Source organism: Streptomyces sp. NPDC102402 (assembly GCF_044765765.1).
In the GTDB taxonomy this organism is placed as follows: Bacteria; Actinomycetota; Actinomycetes; order Streptomycetales; family Streptomycetaceae; genus Streptomyces.
The window spans coordinates 66,637-89,019 of the sequence record NZ_JBIWKR010000022.1 but is presented as its reverse complement, the minus strand read 5'-3'; the positions used below and the strand labels follow the sequence as shown (position 1 = coordinate 89,019).

The 22,383-nt window shown below is 67.4% G+C and carries 20 protein-coding genes and 2 pseudogenes; 10 read left to right on the top strand and 12 right to left on the bottom strand.

From position 1 onward, the window contains the following. From ACIRJR_RS34845 to ACIRJR_RS34835, 3 genes and pseudogenes are all read right to left on the bottom strand, one after another. Positions 1-280: pseudogene (locus ACIRJR_RS34845) on the bottom strand (hypothetical protein); the annotation flags it as partial. Positions 281-428: 148 nt separating this feature from the next. Further along, a pseudogene (locus tag ACIRJR_RS34840) lies at positions 429-960 on the bottom strand (transposase). 50 nt (positions 961-1,010) lie between these two features. Beyond that, on the bottom strand, positions 1,011-1,199 hold the full coding sequence (locus tag ACIRJR_RS34835) for a winged helix-turn-helix domain-containing protein (RefSeq protein ID WP_403788385.1): 189 nt from the start codon (positions 1,197-1,199) through the stop codon (positions 1,011-1,013). A gap of 108 nt (positions 1,200-1,307) precedes the next feature. On the opposite strand from ACIRJR_RS34835, the gene istA reads away from it, so the two are divergent. Then, entirely contained in the window at positions 1,308-2,726 is a 1,419-nt protein-coding gene (gene istA / locus ACIRJR_RS34830) for an IS21 family transposase (RefSeq protein WP_403788383.1), read from the top strand. Further along, entirely contained in the window at positions 2,723-3,493 is a 771-nt protein-coding gene (gene istB, locus ACIRJR_RS34825; protein ID WP_403788381.1) for an IS21-like element helper ATPase IstB, read from the top strand. The genes istA and istB overlap by 4 nt, the downstream gene beginning before the upstream one ends. A 32-nt stretch (positions 3,494-3,525) precedes the next feature. Here istB and ACIRJR_RS34820 read toward each other — a convergent pair whose 3' ends face one another. Continuing rightward, positions 3,526-3,900 carry a hypothetical protein gene (locus ACIRJR_RS34820; RefSeq protein WP_403788379.1) on the bottom strand — a complete coding sequence of 125 codons (375 nt, stop codon included), beginning with the start codon at positions 3,898-3,900 and terminating at the stop codon, positions 3,526-3,528. Between the two features lie 323 nt (positions 3,901-4,223). On the opposite strand from ACIRJR_RS34820, the gene ACIRJR_RS34815 reads away from it, so the two are divergent. Next, complete coding sequence (locus tag ACIRJR_RS34815; RefSeq protein ID WP_403788377.1) at positions 4,224-5,834, top strand: hypothetical protein; 1,611 nt, start codon at positions 4,224-4,226, stop codon at positions 5,832-5,834. Positions 5,835-6,030: 196 nt separating this feature from the next. Here ACIRJR_RS34815 and ACIRJR_RS34810 read toward each other — a convergent pair whose 3' ends face one another. The 3 genes from ACIRJR_RS34810 to ACIRJR_RS34800 all read right to left on the bottom strand — a co-directional run bounded on the left by ACIRJR_RS34810 (position 6,031) and on the right by ACIRJR_RS34800 (position 9,108). Beyond that, complete coding sequence (locus ACIRJR_RS34810) at positions 6,031-6,351, bottom strand: hypothetical protein (protein WP_403788375.1); 321 nt, start codon at positions 6,349-6,351, stop codon at positions 6,031-6,033. Between the two features lie 664 nt (positions 6,352-7,015). Next, positions 7,016-7,621: an ankyrin repeat domain-containing protein gene (locus tag ACIRJR_RS34805; protein ID WP_403788373.1), complete on the bottom strand. Its 606-nt coding sequence runs from the start codon at positions 7,619-7,621 to the stop codon at positions 7,016-7,018. Positions 7,622-7,914: 293 nt separating this feature from the next. Next, positions 7,915-9,108 carry a helix-turn-helix domain-containing protein gene (locus ACIRJR_RS34800; protein WP_403788371.1) on the bottom strand — a complete coding sequence of 398 codons (1,194 nt, stop codon included), beginning with the start codon at positions 9,106-9,108 and terminating at the stop codon, positions 7,915-7,917. Positions 9,109-9,346: 238 nt separating this feature from the next. Here ACIRJR_RS34800 and ACIRJR_RS34795 point away from each other — a divergent pair, with 238 nt between their 5' ends. Both ACIRJR_RS34795 and ACIRJR_RS34790 read left to right on the top strand, forming a co-directional pair. Continuing rightward, positions 9,347-9,592 (top strand): hypothetical protein, encoded by a 246-nt coding sequence (locus tag ACIRJR_RS34795; protein ID WP_403788369.1) that lies wholly within the window; start codon positions 9,347-9,349, stop codon positions 9,590-9,592. Positions 9,593-9,899: 307 nt separating this feature from the next. Beyond that, a complete protein-coding gene (locus tag ACIRJR_RS34790) occupies positions 9,900-11,318 on the top strand; it encodes a helix-turn-helix domain-containing protein (RefSeq protein ID WP_403788367.1) in 1,419 nt (472 codons plus the stop codon). Between the two features lie 182 nt (positions 11,319-11,500). On the opposite strand, the gene ACIRJR_RS34785 is transcribed toward ACIRJR_RS34790, so the two are convergent. Further along, positions 11,501-11,662: a hypothetical protein gene (locus tag ACIRJR_RS34785; protein WP_403788365.1), complete on the bottom strand. Its 162-nt coding sequence runs from the start codon at positions 11,660-11,662 to the stop codon at positions 11,501-11,503. 186 nt (positions 11,663-11,848) lie between these two features. Here ACIRJR_RS34785 and ACIRJR_RS34780 point away from each other — a divergent pair, with 186 nt between their 5' ends. From ACIRJR_RS34780 to ACIRJR_RS34770, 3 genes are all read left to right on the top strand, one after another. Next, positions 11,849-13,087, top strand: coding sequence for a ParA family protein (locus ACIRJR_RS34780; protein ID WP_403788363.1), 1,239 nt, complete (start codon positions 11,849-11,851; stop codon positions 13,085-13,087). After that, positions 13,084-14,142: a ParB/RepB/Spo0J family partition protein gene (locus ACIRJR_RS34775; protein ID WP_403788361.1), complete on the top strand. Its 1,059-nt coding sequence runs from the start codon at positions 13,084-13,086 to the stop codon at positions 14,140-14,142. Before ACIRJR_RS34780 ends, ACIRJR_RS34775 begins: the two co-directional genes overlap by 4 nt. A gap of 586 nt (positions 14,143-14,728) precedes the next feature. After that, positions 14,729-15,013, top strand: coding sequence for a hypothetical protein (locus ACIRJR_RS34770; RefSeq protein WP_403788359.1), 285 nt, complete (start codon positions 14,729-14,731; stop codon positions 15,011-15,013). A gap of 397 nt (positions 15,014-15,410) precedes the next feature. On the opposite strand, the gene ACIRJR_RS34765 is transcribed toward ACIRJR_RS34770, so the two are convergent. Next, positions 15,411-15,995, bottom strand: coding sequence for a GNAT family N-acetyltransferase (locus ACIRJR_RS34765; protein WP_403788395.1), 585 nt, complete (start codon positions 15,993-15,995; stop codon positions 15,411-15,413). Between the two features lie 848 nt (positions 15,996-16,843). Beyond that, positions 16,844-17,644, bottom strand: coding sequence for a hypothetical protein (locus ACIRJR_RS34760; RefSeq protein ID WP_403788357.1), 801 nt, complete (start codon positions 17,642-17,644; stop codon positions 16,844-16,846). Positions 17,645-18,094: 450 nt separating this feature from the next. Between ACIRJR_RS34760 and ACIRJR_RS34755 the strand changes: the two genes are divergently transcribed. After that, positions 18,095-18,619: a hypothetical protein gene (locus ACIRJR_RS34755; protein WP_403788355.1), complete on the top strand. Its 525-nt coding sequence runs from the start codon at positions 18,095-18,097 to the stop codon at positions 18,617-18,619. Positions 18,620-18,804: 185 nt separating this feature from the next. Here ACIRJR_RS34755 and ACIRJR_RS34750 read toward each other — a convergent pair whose 3' ends face one another. Both ACIRJR_RS34750 and ACIRJR_RS34745 read right to left on the bottom strand, forming a co-directional pair. Then, on the bottom strand, positions 18,805-19,230 hold the full coding sequence (locus ACIRJR_RS34750; RefSeq protein WP_403788353.1) for a transposase: 426 nt from the start codon (positions 19,228-19,230) through the stop codon (positions 18,805-18,807). Between the two features lie 479 nt (positions 19,231-19,709). Then, the gene (locus tag ACIRJR_RS34745) at positions 19,710-20,315 is read right to left on the bottom strand and encodes a dihydrofolate reductase family protein (RefSeq protein ID WP_403788351.1); all 606 of its coding nucleotides are present in this window, start codon (positions 20,313-20,315) and stop codon (positions 19,710-19,712) included. A gap of 1,468 nt (positions 20,316-21,783) precedes the next feature. On the opposite strand from ACIRJR_RS34745, the gene ACIRJR_RS34740 reads away from it, so the two are divergent. After that, the gene (locus ACIRJR_RS34740) at positions 21,784-22,257 is read left to right on the top strand and encodes a GNAT family N-acetyltransferase (protein ID WP_403788393.1); all 474 of its coding nucleotides are present in this window, start codon (positions 21,784-21,786) and stop codon (positions 22,255-22,257) included. The last annotated feature ends 126 nt before the right edge of the window (positions 22,258-22,383 follow it).

Sequence of the window (22,383 nt, the reverse complement as noted above, 5' to 3'; positions counted from 1 at the left end):
CCGCCAAGCTCCTCAATGACGAACTCTCGGCGCCCGGAGGACTCACCAGGCTCCGATCAAATCGAAGCTGAGCAACTGCCGATCCACAAGTCTTGACTATTGCCCGGTCGCGGTCCCAGTACCGCAGTGCGCCGGTGAGGTCGACGTCGGCGGAGAAGTTCGCAGGGTGTGCCTGAACCCGCGGGCTGATGCCTTCGAGGACGGCGAGGACCTGCTCCCAGAGGCCGGTGTCATGAAGGTGGAAGTAGATGCGCATCACGGTGCCTGGGCTGGTGGTCATCCCGCACTTCCCTGGCTGGTGTGGCCGAGCCGGTCGAGGTCGGCGGAGCGGGTACCGGCGGGCTGAAGGCCAGCGTAGAGATGGAGCTTCGCCCCGAGGCTCCGGTTCGGCCGTTACTGAGGTTGAACTCGGGATGTCGTGCTGCTGGTCAGGCGGGTCGGATGGTCAGGCCGGTCTCGGTGAGACAGCCGTCTATGAGGTGGCTGCGGTACTGGATGTGCCGCAGGCCGCACCGGACGGTCTGGGCGAGGTGTTCCGGGGTGCGGAAGGCGACGTTCGAGAGCCAGCCGCGGCGTAGGAGTGACCAGATGCCTTCGACGGGGTTGAGGTCGGGTGCGTAGGGCGGCAGGTAGTGGATGGTCAGCCAGTCGCGGGATTCGGCGAACTCCCTCAGACCTGCGGCTTTGTGGACGTTGAGGTTGTCCCAGATGAGGACGATGGGGCCGTCGAGTTGCTGGTGGGCGGCAATCAGCAGGTCCCGGTAGTCGCGCCAGGAGAAGCTCTTGCGCCCGTCACGGTTGCCGTCGTCCCTCCACGGGCCGGTAGATCAGCCTCGACCGGTGGCCGGGTTTGTAGCAGGTCAGGGCGGCAATGGAAAGTCGGCGGCGGGAACGGCCGCGGACCCGGACCACCGGAGTGCGGCCGCGTGGTGACCAGGTCTTGGCGTGCGGCGGCGTCATGGAGAAGCCAGCTTCGTCCTCGAAGACCAGCCAGGCCCCACGGGCCGCCGCTAACCTTCCGCGCGGGGCCACACCTCCTTGACCCACCCCGCGACCGCATCATCGTCCCGCTCCATGGCACGACGGGCCGGAACCTGGCAGGACCAGCCGTTACGCACCAACAGCCTCCGCACACCCTGAATCGTGGGAGCGGCGGCGGGCGGCCTCCAGCCTTCGACCGCGAGTGTCGGCGTACACATGAACGTCCCCAGCCTCGTACGGATGAAAAGGGACAGTTGCTGATGCGGTGAGACCTGCTGCTCGGCACTCTGCTGCTTGGTCGATACGGGCGGCGGAGGGGGCTGGCAGTGGTCTTGGATCCGCAGCGTTGGCTGGAGCTTCGGCGCTTTCGTGGCTTGTTGGAGTCCGGAGCGATGAGTCTGTCGGAGATCGCGAGAGAGACCGGGCTGGACCGCAAGACGGTCCGCAAGTACCTCTCGTCCCCGGGGCCCGCGACGCCTCCGCGGCGGTCGCCAAGCGGGCGGTCGCGGGCGAGGGTGATCGACGAGTTCGGGCCCCTGATCGACTCGATGCTCCGGGCCGAGGTCCTGATGAAAGCCGCAGTCATTCACGAGCGGCTGGCCCAGGAGTACGGCTTCACCGGGAACTATCAGCGGGTCAAGCTCTACGTCCAGACGGCCCGGCCGAGGATCGCCGAGGAACTCGGGATCACGCCCAAGGAACTGGCGGGGATGCACCGCCGGTTCGAGGTGATCCCAGGAGCCCAGGCCCAGGTGGACTGGGGAGATGAGGGCAAGATCCTCGCTCACATGGGGATCGCGAAGGTCTACTCCTTCCACATGACGCTCTCGTACTCCCGGGATCCGTTCTGTTGCTTCACCACCAGCCAGGATCTGCAGACCTTCTTCGACTGCCACCGCCGGGCCTTCGCGCACTTCGGCGGGGCACCGATGACGATCGTCTACGACCGGACCAAGACCGTCGTCCGCCGCCACGTCGCCCCTGGTGAGGCGGTCCCGCTGCATCCGGAAGCGGTCGGCTTCGCCGGCCACTACGACTTCGACATCGACGTCCTGGCCGCCTACCGGCCGCAGGGCAAGGGCCGGGTCGAACGGCAGGTGCTAATCGTCCGCGACCACGTCCTGTCCGGCCGGTCGTTCTCCTCCGTCGAGGAGATGGACGCCGCGTTCACCGCCTGGGTGCCTCTGCGGCGGGCCCAGATCCACAAGACCCACCGGGAAGTCATCGCGGAACGGGCAGCGAGAGACCACACGGCCCTCAAGCCGCTTCCCCCGACTCCATATCTGGTGGCCGAACGGCAACTGCGGCACGTCGGCAAGGACTGCCTGGTCGCCTTCGACGGCAACCTCTACTCGGTGCCAGCCCGCAGAGTCCGCCCGCGACAGCTGGTCGAAATCCGGGCAACAAAGTCCCAGGTCATGCTGCATTCCACCCTCACTGACGCCCACGGCAACACCCTGCTGGCGGTCCATCCCCGGGCCATCGGACGCGGTGCCCGCGTCGTCGACGAGAGGCACTGGGACGGCCTGCCCACCGGCAAGAACCGCCGGACGACCACCGGCGACATCCCGGTCCAGCCTCGCCGCGAACAGCCGCGGGGCGAGGAGGCAGGTCCGCTGCAGGCCCTGCTGAACCGGGCGGCGGCTACCCGGATCGAGGTCGGGCGCCGACCTTTGTCGGTCTATGACGAGCTGACCGGCACCCGTCCGTTCACCACCCATCGAGCGACGAAGGAATCGTCTTGAGCGAGCTCACCGGCAACCGCATCCGCACCACGGCCGGCAAGCTCGGCCTGCCTCACCTCGCGGAAACCATCAACGAGTTCACCCGCCGGGCCGACGAGGCCAAGATGGGCTACCTCGACTTCCTCGACCTGGTCCTCTCCGAGGAACTGGCAGTCCGCGACGACCGCCGCTTCCGCCAGGGCCTGCGACTCTCCCGACTGCCACACCACAAGACAATCGACGAGTACGACTTCGCCTTCCAGCCTGACCTCGACCCGCGCAAGGTCAAGGACCTCGCCACCCTCTCGTTCGTCGAGGCCAAGGCCAACGCGGCTCTCCTGGGACCGCCGGGGGTGGGCAAGACGCATATCGCCGTCGCTCTCGCTGTCGCGGCCTGCCGGGCCGGCTACTCGGTCTACTTCACCAGCCTCGACGATATGGTCCGTAACCTCAAAGCCGCCGAAGCCGCCGGCCGCCTGGCCAACAAGCTCGGCACCTACCTACGGCCGGGCGTTCTCGTCGTCGACGAGGTGGGCTACGAGATCCTCGAACGCGGAGAAGCGAACCTGGTCTTCCAGGTCATCTCAAAGCGCTACGAAAAGGGCTCAATCATCCTGACCTCGAACAAAACATTCAGCGAATGGGGGCAGGTGTTCGGCGATGAAGTCCTGGCCACCGCCATCCTCGACCGCCTTCTGCATCACTGCGACGTGATCTCCATCAACGGCCCCAGCTACCGGCTCAAGAACCGGCTCAAGGCCATCGAGCGGGACACAGACGTGGCCTGACGGACCACGTCGTGAAACCGGCCGGGACCTGGTCAGTCGTCGTCGAGTCGTTGCAGGACCTGGGAGAAGGCGCCGGAGGCGAGCAGGCCAGCGATCACATGGGCCATGCTCTCGATCCCGGGCTCCCGAACGATCAAGCCATCCGAGCACCAGAAGTAGCGACCGCCCAGGTCCTCGCCGCTGCGTGTCCCGACCTCCATCAAACGCTCGACCTCGGCGACGGTGAAGACGGTCGCGCTCCACCGAGATCCGTCCATCAGCCGGACCTCGGCATCGACGTTGCACACCGCCTCCAGATCCTCGTCGGGACTGGGCAGGAACGACGCCTCGAAAGCGTCCGTCCGGACCCGGTACCAGGGCCCGTCCCAACCTCGTTCGACCGATCCGGCCAATGCGCTGTGACTCATCGTGCGAGTGTCTCTGGCCAGCCTGACGATCTCAACCAGGATCCTCAGCCGTGCTCCTGCCCGTGACATAGCTGGGGACGTTCATCCGTACGCGACTGGGGAGCTTAGGTCGTACGCCGACAGCGAGGACTACAAGGGGCGGCACACGGTCGAATGCGGCATCAACCGGCTCAAGCGGAACCGGGCAGTGGCCACCCGGTTCGACAAACTCGCGGTCCGTTTCGAGTCAACCGTCCTCGTAGCCGCGATTAACGAATGGATGTGACCTGACGGAGGTGAGCGGTCCGGGGCGGGCCCAAGACCTTCCCCGCCTCCACACTCTCGTGGCCGGCATCGACCGAGATCGCGACGCGGTCGTCGTCGGCGAAATGCGATGGACGGTCGGGCGGGCGTTCCGGTTACATCAGCTTGCCACCGGCCGCCGACTGGCAGACCTAGTAGTTGGGAAGAGGGACCGATTGCATGACGTGCTGCTGGGGCTGGCCGAGAATCCGGCTCTGCCCGCGAGACTGTTCGCCCGACTGGTGGCGAACGGCAACGAGGATGTCCTCTTCACGCTCGCCCATCGCGATCAGTTGACGCTCCCTCAGGTCAGGGACCTTGTTGCCGTGGGCAACCCGTCGCTCACCGGGTTTATGGTCCGGGTCGGGCTGGTGCCGTGGCCCGAGATTCCCAAGGAGCAGCCCGGACGGCTGCTCGACGCGGTCCTCGGCGGGGTTGCACCGGCTGCCGTTTGGCGGGCAGTCGCCACTGATCCAAACCCCGAGGCACGGCGAGAGGTCGCCTATGCCGACGACGCACCCGCCGACGTCATCACCTCCCTGATCCGCGACCTGGACCTGCCGGTCGTGGCCAGCGCCGCCGCGAACCCGAGCCTCCCGCCCGATCTGCTCCCCCAACTCGCCCGCCACCCCAACACTGTCGTGCGGCAGGCCGTCGCCGAGAACGAGAACGCGTCGCCCTTGCTGCTCGCCGCCCTCCTCGCCGACGGCGGGTGGCCACCCCCGACGCGCTGCGGCGCCTGCCACAGCCGCGAGGTGGCGTGCGCAGACCACACACCCGGTGTCCGACGTGTCCGTCTGGCAGCTGCCGGTCACCCGGCCGTGCCGCCGGCGGGGCTCGCTGCGTTCCTGGACGCCCCCGAGAACACGGTAACGACGTTTGCTGCCCGCACCGATTTGCCGGTCGACTTCCTGAACCGGCTCGCCACCCACCCCTGCGACGACGTCCGTGCTGTGATCGCCGCGAATTCTGCTGTCCCCGAAGCCCTACTGCGCACCCTCGCCGCCGACCATGCTCGCGAGGTCCGTCGAGCCATCGTGGAGAACCCGTCCGTCCCGCTCGACCTGCTCATCGCCCTCGTTGCCAACGAACGGATGCCTGGCGAACCGGTACCCCGCGTCGAGTCCGCCACCGAGCTCGAACTCCGAACACTGGCCTCGAGTCGAGTGGCACAGGCCAGGGCGCTCGTCGCCGACCGGACCCGGCTCCCGCGCGTCCTCGCCGAACAGCTCGCCACCGACCCGGACATCGCAGTGGCCCAGCGGATCGCCGCCCGCCCGGAACTCGCTCCCGAACGGCTCGTCGAAATTATCGAGCGGCACGGGCCATCAGTCTTCGCCGCGGTCGCCCGCCACCCCAGCTGTCCCTCCGCCCAGCTGCATTGGATGGCAGCGCACTCAGCCGGCAGCAGGCGCGTGCTGCGAGAGATCGCCGGTCACCCGGCGGCACGGTCTGAGACACTGCTGCTCTGCTTGGCCTCCGAGGATTCAGACACTCGGCGCCGCGTTGCCGCCCACCCCGCTCTGGACCTCCCCGTCCTCGAAAGCCTCACCGATGCCCCCGACGGCTCCCTCGCCCAAGACGCCGCGACAAACCCGGCACTGCCCGAGCGAGTGATGGAACGGCTCATTACACGAGCTCTGCGTGAGTAACGGCTCAGAGCCGGTCCCATTCTGAAACACGCCCTAGCACGGAGCGCAGCGGCCGGCCGCGCAGCCGGAGTAGGCGAGTGCTCCCTCCAGTGAGCGCTGCCTGTCGCAGCCCAGGGTCTCAAGCACCTGTGCGACCTGGCCGGCGCCGCTGCGGGACGTACGGGCCAGGGTGATCAGGGCTGTCAGCCGGATCGGTTCAGGAGTTGTGGCTCACGATGTAGGCGGTGCCTACGCTGTCTTCGTCGGGTGAGTCCGCTTGGATCGCGAGGCTCGGCCCGGCGGTGGTGAAGTCGAACCTGTTCGTCATCGGCTGCGTGCAGTTGACGCGCCTAGCTGTCTTGGCGGGGCCTGAGACGACCGTGAAGGTGACCGTGCCCTCCCCTGCGCACGCCACCTCCACCCGCAGGGCTGTGCCGGACTTGATGGTCTCGTCCAGATTCTGCCCGGGGATCGCGAGGGAGCCGGACGAGACCAAGCCCTCCTCGTCCGACGCCGGGCGATCCGTCAGGTTGAGCAAGTCGCGGGCCTCCTTGTTCAGCTGCTCCCTACCGGACTGAGAGAGCGACTGAGCTGTGGGAGCCGCGGTGGAGCTCGCCGCCTTCTCCGGCTGCATAGCCTTGGGCGCCGGAGGCGAGTCAGAACAAGCGGATGCCATGCCGGTAATCAGCGCGACGGCAGTCAGAGCACTGCCAGTGCGGCGGGTGAAGCGGTACAAGAGGTCCCCCGAAGTGCACTCAGAAGCCAAGCAAATGTGCAGAACCAGGTGATCATCCCGTGCGGGCACCCGCGTCACCTCAGCAGCATGGGTATCGGCACCAGATTGGGACACAGGTTCGACGCGCTTCCCCCGCAAGGAGCTCTCCCACGGTGGCCGCGGGCGTCCCGAGGGCGCCGGCGGTCGGCCCCTCAGCCGGAGTAGGACAACCACCACCACCGCCCCGCCGCCTGGTCGTCGGTCTCGTCGCCGACCCGGAGCAGCGCGACGGGCCAGGGGAACGGGCCAGCGCAGCGCCGCCCGGTTCCCCGAGACCACGCCCGCCACCAGCCCACACCCACCCACCCCACACAGCGGGACAGGCCAGGTAGAAGAGGGGAAGTCCGAGCACCCACCACACGAAAACCGGGGTGTCCGTTGACATCGAACTTGGACCGTCTGTCAGCCAAGCTGAACCGCCGGAAGTTCAGTCCTCGATACCCGCAGCGTGTAGGGCGTCGACGATGAGCGCGTACTTCTGCGCGGCTTCTGGGGACCGCTTGGCGCCTGCATGGGCCTCGCTCACCGCCTTCGCTGTAGGTGTCGCACCTCGTGCGAGCAGTTGGTGCACCATTTGCACCTTCCCGAAGGCGGCCGCCCACTCAAGGGGCGTCTTATCCTTCATCAGCCCGTTGATGTCCACTCCATGACGCAGGAGCAGATCCACGGTCTGCGGGTGCCCATACTCTGTGGCCGTCGCTGCCAGTACCAGCGGCACATAGTTCATCCTGCCCTGGGCGCCGGTGGGGGCACCGGCGCCGAGAAGGATCTCCACTACTGCCGTGTGCCCGTACATCGCCGCCAGACAAAGCGGCGTTAACTCGCCGTACTCACCTGCTCGCTGCTGCGGATCCGCTCCCGCAGCGAGGAGCACACGAACAGTCTCGGTGTGCCCCGCATGCACCGCGAGATCCAGTGCGGTACGCCGAGTCATGCCCAAGGCGTCCACCTCGGCACCGGCGTCCAGCCACTGTGCCACCGCAGCCGCGTCTCCGTCCCCTGCAGCTTGTGCCAGCCCATCCGCCATGTCCATACCTCGATCATGCCCGGTCGTCCAGCTTCGCTGACAGACGGTCCAGGTTCTATGGCAACGGACACTGGGCTTGGCCTGCGGTTGCGCGAGGCGCGAGGCGCGGCGGCTGTCATACATAGCGTCCCGGATCCTGTCGCACATACCGTCACAGCTGTCGTCACACATAGCGTCACAGCTGTTGTGGACGCCGCTACCAGGGGACCTGCCGACCTCGATCTCCGAGCCTCCGGACGTGGGCAGTGAAGCCGGCTGTCGGCTCGAACCTTGTCGCAGGTAGGGCGATGCCTGCCTGGCTACAACAGTCCGGCCACGTCGGCTAGCCACTGCCCGCTCGCGTCCAAGCCCATGACGCTCAGCACGGGGTTGATAGTGGAGGGGAAGGCAAACCAGATGGACAGCGTCATGAGCTGTCCCCAGAATGTGCCGACAACGAGTCCCTTCGCACGAGCGTCGCCTCTGGGCAGTCCCAGCCGAAGGGCTCCCACGCTCGTCGTCGGCCAGAGCAGGGCGGTCCCGCCCGCGAGCAGCATCTTCCAGATGCTGGGGCCCGGATCGGCTTCCAGGCCGGTGATGAACGCCGTCAGCAGGACGAAGGCCGCATACGTCACCAGGGGAACGCCGACGGCGAAGATGCGGTCAGGACCCATTGTGTCCGCATAGTGCCTCGAAACGCCCTTGCCCTGGGCCGGACGGACGGAGGGGTTTCGAGGCGGTGGGTAGACGGGGCCGGTCCGTTCCAGTGACGCCCAGAGTGGAACCGCGGTCGGGTCGGGAGAGATTTCCGCAGGCGCGTTCTTGGACATGGCAACTGCGACCTCCAGGCCGGTGTCCTGCGTTGACACCCCGGAAACAGGTTGCGTCTGCTCCTCGACGAGGCGCTGGTTCTGCGCGCGCAGGACACCGACTTGCTGCTGCAGCAGCCGGGCCTGCTCGCGCTGCTCGGAGAGGTCGGCCTCGATCTGATGGATGTAGTCCTGGGCGTGGCGCAGGCTCTCGTCCTGCTCCCGGACCTGTTCCTGCAGGAGTGCTCGTGCGCCTTCGGTGGTCCGGGCGTGATCGAGTGCCTGGGCCAGTTGCGCGGCGAGGTCGCGGGCCTTGGTCTCGAGGTCGGCCAGGCGTGTGTCGGCGACCTGCTTCGCCTGCTGCTGCTCGTCCCGCAGGCGGGCCAGCTCCTCCCTGATCTGGACGAGCTGGACCGCGGGGGATCCGCTGGTGGCGTGGGCCTGCCCACACAGGGCGTCCAGCAGCTCGTCCATCTCCTGGTCCCAGAGCAGTCCCCGATCGTCGAGGAAGGCCCGCAGGCGCCGGAGGATGTCGTACGAGGCGACCCGGTCCCCGCTCAGGTAACGCGAGAGGGCGGCCTGCGAGACGTACAGCGCTGCGGCTATGTCCTTCTGCGTGCCGCCGGCGGCAAGGAAGCCGTCCACCACTTCACGCAACGCCGCCGCGTACGCGGCACCCGCCGCCCCTTCTTCGGATCCACCCATCCCGACCCCTCTTCCCCCGTGAAAACCGCGCGCAGGCAACGCAGTTGACTGATTGTCGAGTATTCCTCAACATGCCGGGGCCGACTCGTCGAGGACAGCCGCACACGACTGGGCCCGGCCGGGCGTTACCAATTGCCGGGAACGGGCCGTTCCCACTCCCGCACCCCACACCGTCGCCCGAAGCTCTCGTCAGCGGACCCACACGGCGACCGCGAACCCGAGTGAAAGAGGTCGGACGATGGCCCTCTCCCCAAACCTGGTACCCGCATCCGTCACCGCGGTCAGCGGCCTCGCCACCGTGATGGCCGGCGCCCCCTGGTGGGGAGTCGTGATCTGCCTCGTCCTGGCCCTGGCCGCGACATCCGTCCAGACGCTCTTCCCCCAGGACTCCCCCGACCGCCTCACCTGGTGGACCAACCTGCGCGAGCACCGGCTTCTGCGGCGCACCCACCGGGGCGACAGAAACCCGGGTCCGCCGGCATGACACAGGCGGCCCGTCGCTGGACGCTGCGGCCGGTCCGGCCGGGTCCGGAGGGTGTACAGCTCTGAGGCCTCCCAGGGGGGCAAAGGGGGCGCGCGCGGCGCCCTTCTGCGGCCTCGACGCGGCTCGCGGCATCGCCGGGACGCAGGACCATGCCGCCCAGGGCGCGCTGCTTCCCAACCGGGCTGTTGCAGGCCGTGGCCCGCGGTGGCCGAAGCCCTGCACAGCACTGCGGGTGTACGTGACAATCAGGAGCCCGCGTCCCGCGCGCATGCGGACGCAGGCGTGGTCGACAGGGGGACAGGCGCACATGAGCACAGCGAAAGGGATCGGTCCGGAGGCGGCTGCGTACGCGGCCGCGTTACGTGCCGCGGTGCACGGCTTCACCGGGCGTGGTGGCACGCAGAAGGAGATCGCCCACTCGGTGCATGTCTCCCCCGCCGCCTTGTCGCGCTACCTCAGTGGTGAACGCATCGCCCCGCTGAGTTTCCTCGCGGCCCTGGACTCCTTTCTCACAGACCGCGGCCGTCCGCTCGAAGCGGGCGTGCGGGCCCGGCTGGACGAGCTGTGCGGGCTCGCGCAGGAGGCCAGCGGTTCCCCGGCCGTGCAGCTGGCCCACCTCAAGGACGAGCTGGCGCGGGTACGAAAGGAGAAGCACGCGGGGAAAGCGGAACTGGCCGCCCTGAAGAAGCATGCGGACGAGCTCGCTGCCGCACTCCGCCAGGCCCTCGACGAGGCCCACAGCTCGGAGCAGGAACGCCTCGCGCTCCGGGAGCGGGTCACCGGCCAGGGCAAGAACCTCGAGCACGCCCAGACCTACACCCGCCAGCTCCAGGCCGAGCTCACCGCGCTGCAGGAACAAGTCGTCCTCATCCAGCGCGAGGTCAAAGTCCTGCGCCGCCAGAACAAACACCTCATCGAGGGAAGCACCACCCGGGGTACGGACTCGGGAGAGGATATGGCGGTTTCCGGGGCGTCAACGCAGGCCACCGGCACACAGCAGGCAACGTCCAAGCCGCCTGGTCACACCACTCGCGGCGGGAGGAAAGGCAAGGCGGGTCGGCACAAGACCAGGCCGCAGGCTTCCGGGGCCGGCACACCGGGCGGCAAGGATCAGAAGATGCCGTTGTTCTTCCTGTCCTGGACCGGGGACGAAGACCCCAAGACGTTCAGCGAGAGCAAGCTGGTGGTCGGCGGCTGGCTGTCGGCCCTCCTCGGCTCCGCTTTCCTCCTCTACGCCATCAGCAACCCGGAAGAAGGCAGTCCCGTTGTCCTCTACGCAGTGGGCGGCGTGTTCATGGCGTTCGGGATCGCCCTCGCCGACGACCTGCTGCCGCAGAACAACGTGAGGCGTGCCGTGCAGGCGCGGGTTCTGTGTGTCGACCGCACAGGCCTTGGCACCAGCGACTCCTCCGGTAGACAGCACATCCCCTGGGACGCGATCAAGAAGGTCTCCGTCCACCGCACGAAAACAATCCACGAGCGTGCGCCTCTCGCGCTGCACGTCCAGCTCCGGTCCGGGGCCACCATCGAAGCCGAGCGGATCTACCGCCCGGCCGGCTGGCCCCTCGCCCACGACCCGCCGGAAGCCTGTAAGCGCCCCGTACGCACCTGGGCCGATGAATGGGTCCCGGTCTGCGTCCTCGGACCGCTCACCGGCCCCGACAAAACCAGCCTGCAGAACACCCTCACCCACTACCTGAAAGAGCCCCTCGAAGGCATCTGGTAACTGACCTTCATGGAGGGGAGCTGGTGAGTGGCCGTACCCGCGGCGGTGGTGAGTTTCCGACCGGGAAACTCACCACGGTCTCGGCTCTACTCGCCGCGGCGGGGCCCACTCACCGCGAAAACTCACCACGGCTCGGCCGAACTCACCATGAAACTTCCCACGGCAGGGCAGCGGCCTGACGGTCAGTTGAGGACCTGGACCTCGCGGACGTCGGCGGTGAACTCGGTCTGCCGGGTCTCGGTGAACCGACCGCCGTCGCCCAGAGCGGGGGCAGTCCAGGTGACGGTCCAGGCCGCGGTCGCGGTTCCCCGGTACCGGCCGCCCGGCTGCTCGGAGGAGGGCATCTCGTAGAGGTGCCCTCAGTCCGGGGACGGCGCCGACCGTGGAGGGGTTGTCCTTGTGCGCTCATGGGCGTTGGCTGCCGCATGGGCGGTCCGGTGGCCTGCAGAGGCACTCATTACGCCGTAATACTTTGCTTAACTAGCATGTCGATGCTGCATATGATCTTGCGCGTTAGTAAGGTAGCCGCCATGACTTCGCCCTCCCCAGGCGGCGACCGCGAGAAAGTCGTCTCCAAGATCCCCGCCGCACTGCAACTAGACCTCAAGATCCGTGCCGCCCAGCATGGCATCGACATCCAGCACGCGGTCGAGGCCGGCATCGACGCGTGGCGTGGACTCGGCTCCAACCTCTCCCCCATCGATACCGGCGGAGCGAAGTCCTTCGCCACCTTCCTGCCACCAGGCCAGTGGGACGCCTTCCGATCCGACTGTGCCGCCCGCGGGGTCTCCCTCATCCAAGGCCTTGCCCAGTCCGTTCAGATGTGGCTCGAGACCAACCCAGCGCCCACCGTTGTTCGCCCGGAGCACCCGCGCCGCCTCATCGTCTGCAACCAAAAGGGCGGCGTCGGGAAGACCGCCATCACGGCCGGCACCGGTGAGGCTCTCGCGGAGGACTCCAACCAACTGCACCCGGTGCGCATCTCCAAGCACTTCGCCGCGGCACTCGATGCGGACGACGACTCGCCACTCCTCTACGAAGACCTGCCCGGGCTCGGACTCAGGGTCCTCCTCGTGGACTTCGACCCTCAGTGCCACCTCACCAAGCAGCTCGGCCAGGAGCCGCTGCCCCTCGAAGGCGACAGTCTCACCAAGCACATGGCAGGCGAAGCGAAGGGCAACCTCCGCGAACTGATCGTGCCGATAGAGGATCCCCGTTTCGGGAGCCGGCTCCACCTCCTGCCGGCCTGTACCGACGCCTTCCTCCTGGACGTCAAGCTCTCCGGCGTCCGGGCCCGCGAAGCAGCACTGGAGCGTGCCCTGGCCGCGATCGAAGACGACTACGACGCCATCCTCATCGACTGTCCCCCAAGCCTGGGCCTGAGCATGGACGCCGCGGCCTACTACGGGCGTCGCCGCCCAGGAGAAGCACCGGGAAGCTCGGGCGTGCTGGTCGTTGTGCAGGCGGAAGACAGTTCCGCAGATGCCTATGGGCTCCTCACATCTCAGATCGAGGACCTGCGTACCGACATGCACCTCGAACTCGACTACCTGGGCATCGTGGTGAACCACTACGACGCCCGGCGCGGCTACATCGCCACCTCGTCCCTCGAGTCGTGGATGGACATAAAGGATCCGCGAGTTGTCGGGGTCATCGGGGACCTGAAGGAACAGAAGGAAGCGGTACGGGTGAAACAGCCTCTGCTGGCCTACGCACCACGCTGCGATCAGTCCGTCGGAATGCGGGCACTGGCCCGGGAGATCTCGTGAGCAAAGCATCCAAGCTCGGAACTGGCACGTCGTTCGGCCAGACACAGACCATCAGCGCACGCCGTTCGGCGATCAACGCCGTCACTGCGGCCCCGACCGAAGGGGCCCCGCCACCCCTGAAGCTCCCGGTCGAGGTCATCAGCCTGAACCCTGACAACCCGCGTACCCAGCTCGGTGAGTTGACTGAACTCGGAGCGAGTCTGCGCGATCACGGCCAGAAGACCGCGATCAGCATCATGAGCCGGTTCGCGTATCTGGAGGGCAATCCCGGGCGCGAGGAGGACCTGGAACCCCATACCAAGTACGTGGCCATCGACGGCAACTCCCGTCTGGCCGCATCCCGCGAGGCCGGCCTCACAGAGATCAAGGTCATGCTCGACGACGAGCTCGGCGCTGACCCGGACGGAATACTGGAATCCGCCCTCGTCGCCAACATCCACCGCCAGGATCTCGACCCCCTCGACGAGGCCAAGGCCCTCAGCCAGCTCCTCAAAGTGCACGGGACACAGGACGCCCTTGCCGCACGGCTTCACCGCTCGCAGGGCTGGGTATCCCAACGACTCGCCCTTCTGGGCCTCACACCGGACCTGAAACAGAAGCTGCAGAGCGGCGAAGAGTCCGCCGCCCTGCTCCGACGCGTCGGCAAGAAGAAGCCTGAGGAGCAGGAGCAGCACCTCAAGCGCCTCAAGGAGCAAGGAGCTCAGCAGGCAGCTGACGTCAAGCAGCTGGCCAAGCAACGTTCCAGCAGCGGCCAGGCCAGGGGAGAGAACAAGAAGCCCGAGGGCACAGCACGCGCCACCCCCGGTGCCTCCCCCGAGCATTACGCCGTAATAAGTTCGCCCGACGCTGACGAGACCGCCCAGCGGGACGGCCACTCCCCCACAGCCGGATCCCCCCGTCAAGATCAGCTTCCCTCACATGACCCCGAAGCCTTGTCGGAACTGATCATCGCCGAGCTCGACGTGGCTGCACGACGCAAGCTGACCGAGCTGCTGGTGGACTACAAGATCAAAGAATCTCTGAGGATGCGCACCTCAACAGAACAGGCGCCCTGACAGCGAGTTCAAGCTATGGCCCCGTCACTCCTCATCGGGAGTCGCGGGGCCATCAGCGTGCCGAGGGACAGCACCTGCAGCCGCAATGACGTCCCTCCCAGCGCGACAACACCTCCACTCTCAAAGAGACTGCGAGCTGAAGCACCTAGGCCGATCAGCTGGGTAGCTCGCGCGTCCCGCCGCATGGTTCCACCCACCGAGCGGGACCTTCCACGGATGGGGAGCGGGGGAGTGGCAGCGGGTACGCCACCCAGACGTCAACTGCGGCATTACGCCGTAATAAAGGCCGGGAGACCGACGGGCGGAGGACCGCCGACCTGGCTGCACTCCTGGTGAGGCCGTCCTGAGCTCGGTCGGGACGATTGACCAGACGCCTGCTGACCCTGAGTGCGCAGGGCCGCATTTCCTGGCGGGGGAGCGGCGCGACCAACCTTCGGCCTCACTGCTACGCGGTTGGCGTGAGCTTGACTCCTGCCCTCAGTGCCGAGCTGGGCGTTGATCAACTTCAAGAGGCCACTGTGGTGGACACGGAGAACTCCGCCTTCTTCCCCGCGTGGGCAAGCGGGTGTGATGGCTGCACAAGGAAGTGACCTCGCGGATACCTGGCATCGGCCGCCAACGCATCGAGCGCGGCTTCATGCGGGAGGTGATGGATCTGATGGTCCGGGTAGCAGACGCGTCGTTCATTGCGGTCCTGCAGAGGCTTCGCGCGGCTGACGGGATCGAATCCGGACCGGCGGCCGGCGCCGGCTTCCGTACCCGGAGACTCGACCCCGCGCCGTACGAGATCGACGTCGGGCGATTCGCCCGTACCGGGACCTGGCAAGCAGGCAACGGTCCGAGTGAAGGCGCGAATGCCGCAGCACCCTGACCTGACTGGAGTGGAGTGGACAAGACGGAGGCTGACTTCGGGGAGAACGGCCATCGCCGCCAGCGCCCAGGGCCCCGGCCTCGCGTCAAGCGCCATCATTACGCCGTAATGAAGCACCAGCGCTGCACTCGTGCTTCATTACGGCGTAATGAAGCACGAGTGCAGCGCTGGAAATCCGCGTCCTTCGGGAGGAGAGCGGTAGCTGGGCCGCCCGATGCGAAGAGGATCGCGAGGCGGACATCCGCCAGGCTTCGGCGAGGGGCGGTACAAGAAGCGCGACACCGTTGAGTGGACCGTCGGCAGGCTCAAGCACTCCTGGGCTGTCATGACGCGATACGACAAGCACTGCCAGGTCTTCCTACGCCGTGCTCATCGTCTGGCTACGTGCGCCGACGGCTCAGTCACCTCGGGTTCGGGCGTGCAGATGCATGTCGTGCCGACCGTCGTCATGCACGGCCGCACTGCGCTGGGTTCCTTCGAGCGCGTAGCCAGACTTGGTGGCAACTCGGCAGGAGGCATGGTTGCGCGTCGAATGCTCCAGGTACAGGCGGTGGAAGCCGATCTCATCCAGCGCCCAGGTCGAGAGTGCTGCCATCGCCGAGGTCGCAACACCGCGGCCGCGGGCAGTCGGAAGAACCCAGTAACTGGCTCCGGCGGTTCCGTCGTCGAAGTCGAAGCCGCGCAGGGCGATCCGGCCGAGGACCTCACCGCCCTTGAGGGCGACAGCCCAGTGGCCGGCCTTTTCGCCTCCCCAGTCCTGGTGGTAGGTATCGAACCACTCCAGGACACGCGTCTCCGTCTGAGGGCGGCGCGTGTGCCAACGGCAGATCTCATCGTCCTGGTAGGCGGAGAGGAACACGGGGGCGTCAGCCGGTTCCCAAGGTCGCAGCAACAGGCCTTGAGTAGCGAGCAGAACGGGCTGAGGGGAGCCCGAGAGCAGACCAACGGGAACTGCGGGCAGCGTCGACAATTCGCGAGTCACGAGCAATGATCGCCCGACAGCGACGACACGAGTCAAGGCCAGCCGCATCCCCACCAAACAAACCGTGGCCAGCGATGGCCAGGACGGCTCACCCCTTCTCGGCACCCTCCTCGCAGCTCTTCACGATCCGACCACTTGCTGGTGCGCCGTAACGGGGATCCGGCGGCCCTCGCGTTCGCAGCGCGCCCGTCTGGACGCCGGTGAACGCCCTGCTCGTCGACGACCGAATCGTGTCAGTGCTCCGCGAGGTGGACTTCGACCACCTGCCAGAAAAGCCATCCTTCAGCGGCGCACCCATGTACAGGTGCGCCTGGGTTCGCTGCGCAGGGTGGATGCAGCTCATCTGGTCCTCGCCGGAGTTGACCTGTCGGGGGCCGTTCACCCCGCGCTGAACACTCACTGATGAGCATCATGTGCGTGCGAGTCAGCAATCGCGATCCGGGGACGGAGCACCGCAGTACTCGGTGCGGGACTCGTCAGACCGATGCAGCTGGCGCCGGTGTAGCGGGCTCTGTGCAAGGCCCTCGAGGATGGCAGGCATGAGCCGGGAGCCGCTGACTTCTCCTGCGCCGGGATGGAGTTGCGCCGCAGCGCCCACCGCATCCCGTGGAGCGATCGGTTTCTTTGACCTCGTATCACGCGCTGTCCGGTTACGAGCTCCGCGCCTCTCGGGTCCCGGAGGGCTTGCCACCGCTGGGCCTCGCCGGCAAGCCCAGGAAATCGCCGGAGCGGTCGCCTGGCTGCTTTCGGACGATGCCTCCTACGCCACCAGCACGGTATGCCCCTGTGACCGTGCACCGTAGTTGGCCCCGCTGGACAACTCCCTTGCGCAAGTCGTAGCCCGATTCTCAGAACAGGGAGTCCCAGAAGATCGTTTCCGGATCGGGTTCGTCTGGGTGGAGCATGCTGCGCTTGCAGCGCAGGAGTCCGGGTTCGTTGGTTCCGGAGGCGGCTCCCATCCAGGGCAGGGCCTCCATGGCGTGCGCGCGTTCGGCGTCGGCGAGGGCGTCGACGGTCCGGCGGAGTTCGTCCGGGGCTGGGCTGTCGGTCAGACAGAGCCATCCCATCGCCGCAGCGAGGCGGACTTCGGGGGCCTCCGCATGGTCCTGCCAGCGCTCGCGCAGCCACGCGACGATCGGCGTGTGCGGGTGCGCCCTGGTGATCTCGGCGTTGGCCAGGGCGAAGGCGGCACGGGCTATGGGGTCATGCTCCGCCTTGCACCTACCGATCAGGGCGGTCCGGACGACGTGGTCGTGGTCTGCGACCACCGCCAGGGCGTAAGCAGCGTCGACACGGACGGCCGGGTCGAGGTCGTCAAGAAGGAGCAGGAGTGCGGGCGTGTTCGCGGTGATCGCGGTTCGGGCGGCGGCGACCGACCAGCCGGCCGGGTAGGCGGTCACCTCGTAGCCGTAGTCGTCAACTCCGTCGGGCGCGTGACGTGCGGGGTCCGTGCGGTGAAGGAGGAGTTCCTCGCGGGAGGCGACGCCGAAGTGCCGGGCGCGGGCTGGGCCAGGAAGGGCGCCGAGGGCGGCGGCACGGTGGGGGTGGTGGGCGTCGGTGGCGAGGGGGATCAGAAACGGCACGGCGAGGGCGGCGGCTGCCCGACTGTCGTTGGTGCACAGTCCCCACAGCACACCGGTCACATCCATGCCCGGTTCGCCGTCGCCGCGTAGGGCGGCAAGAGCGTCTCGGGCATCGAGGCCGTGGGGAAAGTTGCCCCACGGAACTGAGTCGAGGGGCAAGTCGCCTCGGAGCCCGGGCAGAATTCCGGCCACCACAGCACGGACATCGAAAGGGCCACCCGCGAACAAGGCCAGGTCCGCCCCGTCCGCGACGTCCGCACACATCGCGAACGTCGGATCGCTCCGCCAATCCTCCACAGCACACCCTCACCGCACCGTCGAACCTTCGGACATCTGATCATGACCGGTTCGAAGGCCCCCTGGCAGCCGGGCGGCGGACAAGTCAGCTGCTCGTCTACAGGGTCAACCATTGTGCACAGTGGCCAACAAGCGTGCTCAAAGGCCACCGACCCGCTCAGTCACACCCACTGATTCCCAATGGTTCTTGTCAACCCGGTGAGCCGTAAGGTGCGGCCCATGAAATCGTTGCTCGCTACCGTTCACGAGCAGTACGAAGCTGCCAGTTTCCTCGCTGGTCCGGGTGATTTCGACCTGGACCGAGGCGACCATGTCGAGGAAGTCCACCTCGCCTCGGGCGCCGCGCTGGAGGGTTTCGCGGGCGACGGCGCCGGGGGCACGTATTTTTTCTGCGGCGAAGGCGGCGAGGAACGGCCTGTCTTGTATGCCGACTCCGAAGGAGGTTCGGCTCTGGTTGCGATCGGTCTGTCCGAACTCCTGCGGCTGCTGCTGGTCGCCCCGTGGTGGCGAGGCTGCCAAGCGTTCACGGCCGAGGAGAGTCGCGAACTGGCTGACGAGTACCTGAAGGACATACCAGACCTCGTGGCCCGACGAGACCGTGCCGCTGTAGCGCTTGGCGTTGACCTTCCCCCTGAGGCAGTCGTCCTGGACCGCCTGCGCGAGGTGGCCCTCGGAGTCGGAGCGAACTTCGTCCTCATCCTCACGGCGGAGGGCTACCCCTACGAGCCCCTGATCAGGACCTGAGATGCGCCGTGGCGGCAGCGCATGCCCTCTCAGGTCGTCGGGGATCCGGTGGCTAGCTCATGCTGAGGGGCTGGGCCTTGAAGGTCCGCTGATCGCATCGCGTATGAGGGCCCCGCAGGAGGTCGAGGCGGCGGCGAGCGAGGGCGAGGATCGCCTGCTTGGGGCTCCCTTCGTTTCTTCTGCGGTCAAAGAAGATCGCGATGTGGGGCAGAAACGGGCGGCGATCTGAGCGGAGAGGGAGAAGACGCGTAGGAGTCGGCGGTGGTAGCGCTGTCGTCGGCGCATGTCGCCGCTGATGCGTGGGCGTACTTCGCGTCGGTCTTGCCGTCGCCGCGGTAGCCACGGGAGGCGTGGTGGACGGTTCGGGCCAGGGATGTAGAGCAGCCGCTGGCCAGGAGGGCTATCAGCAGAGCGCTCCCGCCAGCGTTGAGGTCAACGGCCCAGATCACCGGGCTGTCGTCAGCCAGTGCCAGAACGTCGCCCATCAGCTCCAGGAGCTCGGGCTCGTTGTTGGGGACCCGGCGTGAGAGCACCTTCGTCCCGTCCGTGTCGATCACCGTGCAGTGATGCGCGGCCTTGCCGGCATCCGTCCCCGCCCAGAGCTCGGGCACCCGAGCCTCCCGTGTCGATCGGTTGACTGGTCCCTGCAGACCGCGACGACACGTCCCCACGAAGCGATCTCTGTTCGCTCATCCCCATGAGTGTCCGTGTCGTCGCGGGGCACTGGGCGGCCAATCAGTCAAAAGCCACACCAACGGCATGAGCGCTCTGAAGCCAGCCCCAGGCCCCCGGGTCTCCCGATCGTACGAAGGCCTGGAATCAAACCTCCACACGGTAAGGAGCGCTTCCCTCATCGGCCGTGTAGAGCGCTCAGCTGGCGAGGTTCTGCCCAGGGGAGCGTCCAGCGGCACATCCGCATCCGGAAGGTGGATCCTTGCGGACTGCGGCTTGGGAGGGCGTACACCGGGCTGGACTGCGCCGGGGCGGGGCCAAGTGGCCGGAGGCCTGGGGCTGGCCGCCGCCCGTCAGGTCTTGCTCCGCACCCGCCGGCGTCGGCCTGGCGGCCGTCCAGACCGGCGGACGGGCGGCGTCACGCAGGAACGCCGAGCGGCGGGTGCTCGAGTACGCGGGGCTTGTACTCGACCAGCTGGATGCGGCCGTCGAAGGTGCGGTGCTCGATCATCTCGAGGGCAACGTCCGGATAGCCGTCGTAGATGCGCTCTTCGCCCGTGGCCCCGGTGATCACCGGGAACATCACGACCCGGAAGCGGTCGACGAGTCCGGCACGTAGCAGGGACCGGCACAGGCTGAGGCTGCCGATCGTGCTGAGGGGACCCGAGCCACTCGCCTTGATGGCACGGACCGCCTCGACGGCGTCGCCGCGGACGAGCGTGGAGTTGGCCCACGTCAGTGGCTCCTCGAGTGAGGAGGAGAACACCATCTTGGACGCTAGCGTGAGCTCGTCGACAGACGCCTCTTCTTCCGGCCTGAACTCGTCTTGGCCATTCGGGACCTCGCCTGCAGCGAAGCCCGACATGAGGCGGTAGGTGTTCGCTCCCATCAGGTAGGTGACCTCCGGTTGCTTGCCGAGCCATGCGAGGTACTCCGGGCCCTCGAGACCCCAGAACCCAGGCCATCCCTCTCCCGATGCGTGGCCGTCGAGGGAGGTGATGAAGTCGACGAGAAGCTCCGACATGACGGTGTCCTTTCCTGCGGTGTCACGAGCTTGGACTGGCCGGGAGCCAAAAACTCATCGGCCGCGCTGTGGAGCAACGAGAAAACCCCAATACGCTGCAGCCGATCAGATCGGCGAGCGCCACCCGCGAACGGCCGGGCCGCCCTTCGCGCGCTTCGGCCGGGCCAAATACAACGCTCAGAGGCCAACTGAAACGCGTTTACGCAGGCGGGCGCGGCTTCCACGGAACGCGGACGCCTTGTCCCCCGGCGACCGCGTCCGGCCGGGCGCTGTGGCGACCGACGGGCCCGCGCACCCGCACTCTCTCAAGGACAACACCACGGTCCTCCGTCTCAACGCGGCGAAACGTAGCGGTCACGCCTCCCACGCAGCGCCGCGTTGGTCCTGCGAGGGCCTGTGGCCCTGGGGGCGGGGGAGTCGTCTAGTCGAGGGAGAACAGAACTCTCGGATCTGGTCGATGAGGTTTTTGCGCGAGCCGAACTCTCTCCACGTCGGGCCATGCGGCAGGTCAGGATCGAGAAGAAGGTCTCGACCTGGCTGAGCCAGGAGGCGTGCCTTCGGTGTGTGGTGGACGACGAAGCGGGGTGGGTTGCCGCCAGGTCCAGGTTGCCGCAGAGGCGCGCGAGGCGCCGTTGTCCCTGACCAGGTGGATCGCCAGGGCCTGGTCGGCGCTGTGGTCGAGCAGTCGCAGGAAGCCGGTGAGCATGGTCGAGTCATTGCGGGCAGGTCTTCGATCAGGACCTGCCCGGTGCGCACGCTGAAGGCCGCGATGGTGGAGACGGTGCCGTGGCGTCATTAGTCGAACTCGCGGCGGTCGGTATGGCCGGGTTACGCGGGCGGGGCGTATGGCCAGGTTACGCGGGCGGGGCGGGGCGTCAGCTCGCGCTGACCTTGCGTGGCGGCTTCCCGGGCGCCGACCAGCGCGGCCACGGCACGCTGAGTGCGCCGCAGCGAGGCGGTGCGTGCATGGGCCAACTGCTCCAGCAGCGCCCTCTGGCTTTGGCCCACACGACTGTGAACAGCTGAGCACCGGCCTGATTCGCCCCAGGACTCGGCGAGCGGTGATCGTTGTCGCGCGGATGAGCAGAGCTGTCGGCAGGCGGCCGCGTGGGGGCCGGGATCGCTGTGAAGATCCCGGGTCGCGCATGAGCCCGGTGCGTCTCCGTTCTGGTGAGGGCTGGAGACGCTCGCGAAGCGGGCTCACAGGCAAGATCCCCTTGGCAGGGGAAAGCGAGTGTCGCCCATTCGGACTTTTCATCACGTCCGGCCAAGAGGGGACGCATCGTAGATGCGTCCGGTTCCGGAAGACCAAAACGCGTGTTTTGACGGGCTGTTGGGCGACCGTACTCCGCCCGACCATGTCGGCGGAGATGAGGCATCTCGCCCAATGCATGGGCCCTGGCCAGGTCACGGCCGACTCGCTCCCGTTCTCCCCTCAAGGTCGTTAGGGTCGGGGCCCATGGCTTCCATGGATGTCTCCCTGCGTCCCGTGTGCCCCAGCGATCTTCCTGTGTTCTTCAGGCACATGATCGACCCCGAGTCGAATCGGATGGCCGCCTTCACTGCTGAGGACCCGACGGACCGGACCCCCTTCGCCGGGCATTGGAAGCGCATCCTCGCTTTGCCCGGCGTCATCATCCGCACCGTGCTCACGGACGGCGATGTGGTCGGGCACGCAGCCGTGTACGGCGAGCCGGGGGACCGGGAGGTCACGTACTTCATCGACCGCTCCTACTGGGGGCGGGGCATCGCGACCTCGGCCCTGCGAGGTCTGGTCGCCGAGGTCCCCGAACGCCCGTTGCTCGCCCGGGCCGCGGCGGACAACATCGGCTCGGTGCGGGTCCTGGAGAAATGCGGCTTCGAGGTCGTCGGCCAGGACCGCGCCTTCGCCAACGCGCGGGGAGCTGAGATCGACGAGCTGGTCATGCGGTTGAACGGATAGAGTCCGCACCCCCCGCAAGCCGGGCTTCGCCGCCAACTTGCCGAGAGCTGCCCGCAGCTCAGTTCGCTGTTCGGGCAGCCGCTGGTATGGAGCCTTCCTCCCGGATGGGGGAGTCCCTGTCCGGCG

Coding starts and splice junctions, on each gene's coding strand:
- ACIRJR_RS34800 (WP_403788371.1), bottom strand. CDS start 9,108: ATGGGTGGATCCGAAGAAGGGGCGGCGGGTGCCGCGTACGCGGCGGCG.
- ACIRJR_RS34785 (WP_403788365.1), bottom strand. CDS start 11,662: ATGCCCTCCTCCGAGCAGCCGGGCGGCCGGTACCGGGGAACCGCGACC.
- ACIRJR_RS34805 (WP_403788373.1), bottom strand. CDS start 7,621: ATGGACATGGCGGATGGGCTGGCACAAGCTGCAGGGGACGGAGACGCG.
- ACIRJR_RS34795 (WP_403788369.1), top strand. CDS start 9,347: ATGGCCCTCTCCCCAAACCTGGTACCCGCATCCGTCACCGCGGTCAGC.
- ACIRJR_RS34740 (WP_403788393.1), top strand. CDS start 21,784: ATGGATGTCTCCCTGCGTCCCGTGTGCCCCAGCGATCTTCCTGTGTTC.
- ACIRJR_RS34835 (WP_403788385.1), bottom strand. CDS start 1,199: ATGTGTACGCCGACACTCGCGGTCGAAGGCTGGAGGCCGCCCGCCGCC.
- ACIRJR_RS34780 (WP_403788363.1), top strand. CDS start 11,849: ATGACTTCGCCCTCCCCAGGCGGCGACCGCGAGAAAGTCGTCTCCAAG.
- ACIRJR_RS34760 (WP_403788357.1), bottom strand. CDS start 17,644: ATGGATGTGACCGGTGTGCTGTGGGGACTGTGCACCAACGACAGTCGG.
- ACIRJR_RS34820 (WP_403788379.1), bottom strand. CDS start 3,900: ATGAGTCACAGCGCATTGGCCGGATCGGTCGAACGAGGTTGGGACGGG.
- ACIRJR_RS34790 (WP_403788367.1), top strand. CDS start 9,900: ATGAGCACAGCGAAAGGGATCGGTCCGGAGGCGGCTGCGTACGCGGCC.
- ACIRJR_RS34745 (WP_403788351.1), bottom strand. CDS start 20,315: ATGTCGGAGCTTCTCGTCGACTTCATCACCTCCCTCGACGGCCACGCA.
- ACIRJR_RS34755 (WP_403788355.1), top strand. CDS start 18,095: ATGAAATCGTTGCTCGCTACCGTTCACGAGCAGTACGAAGCTGCCAGT.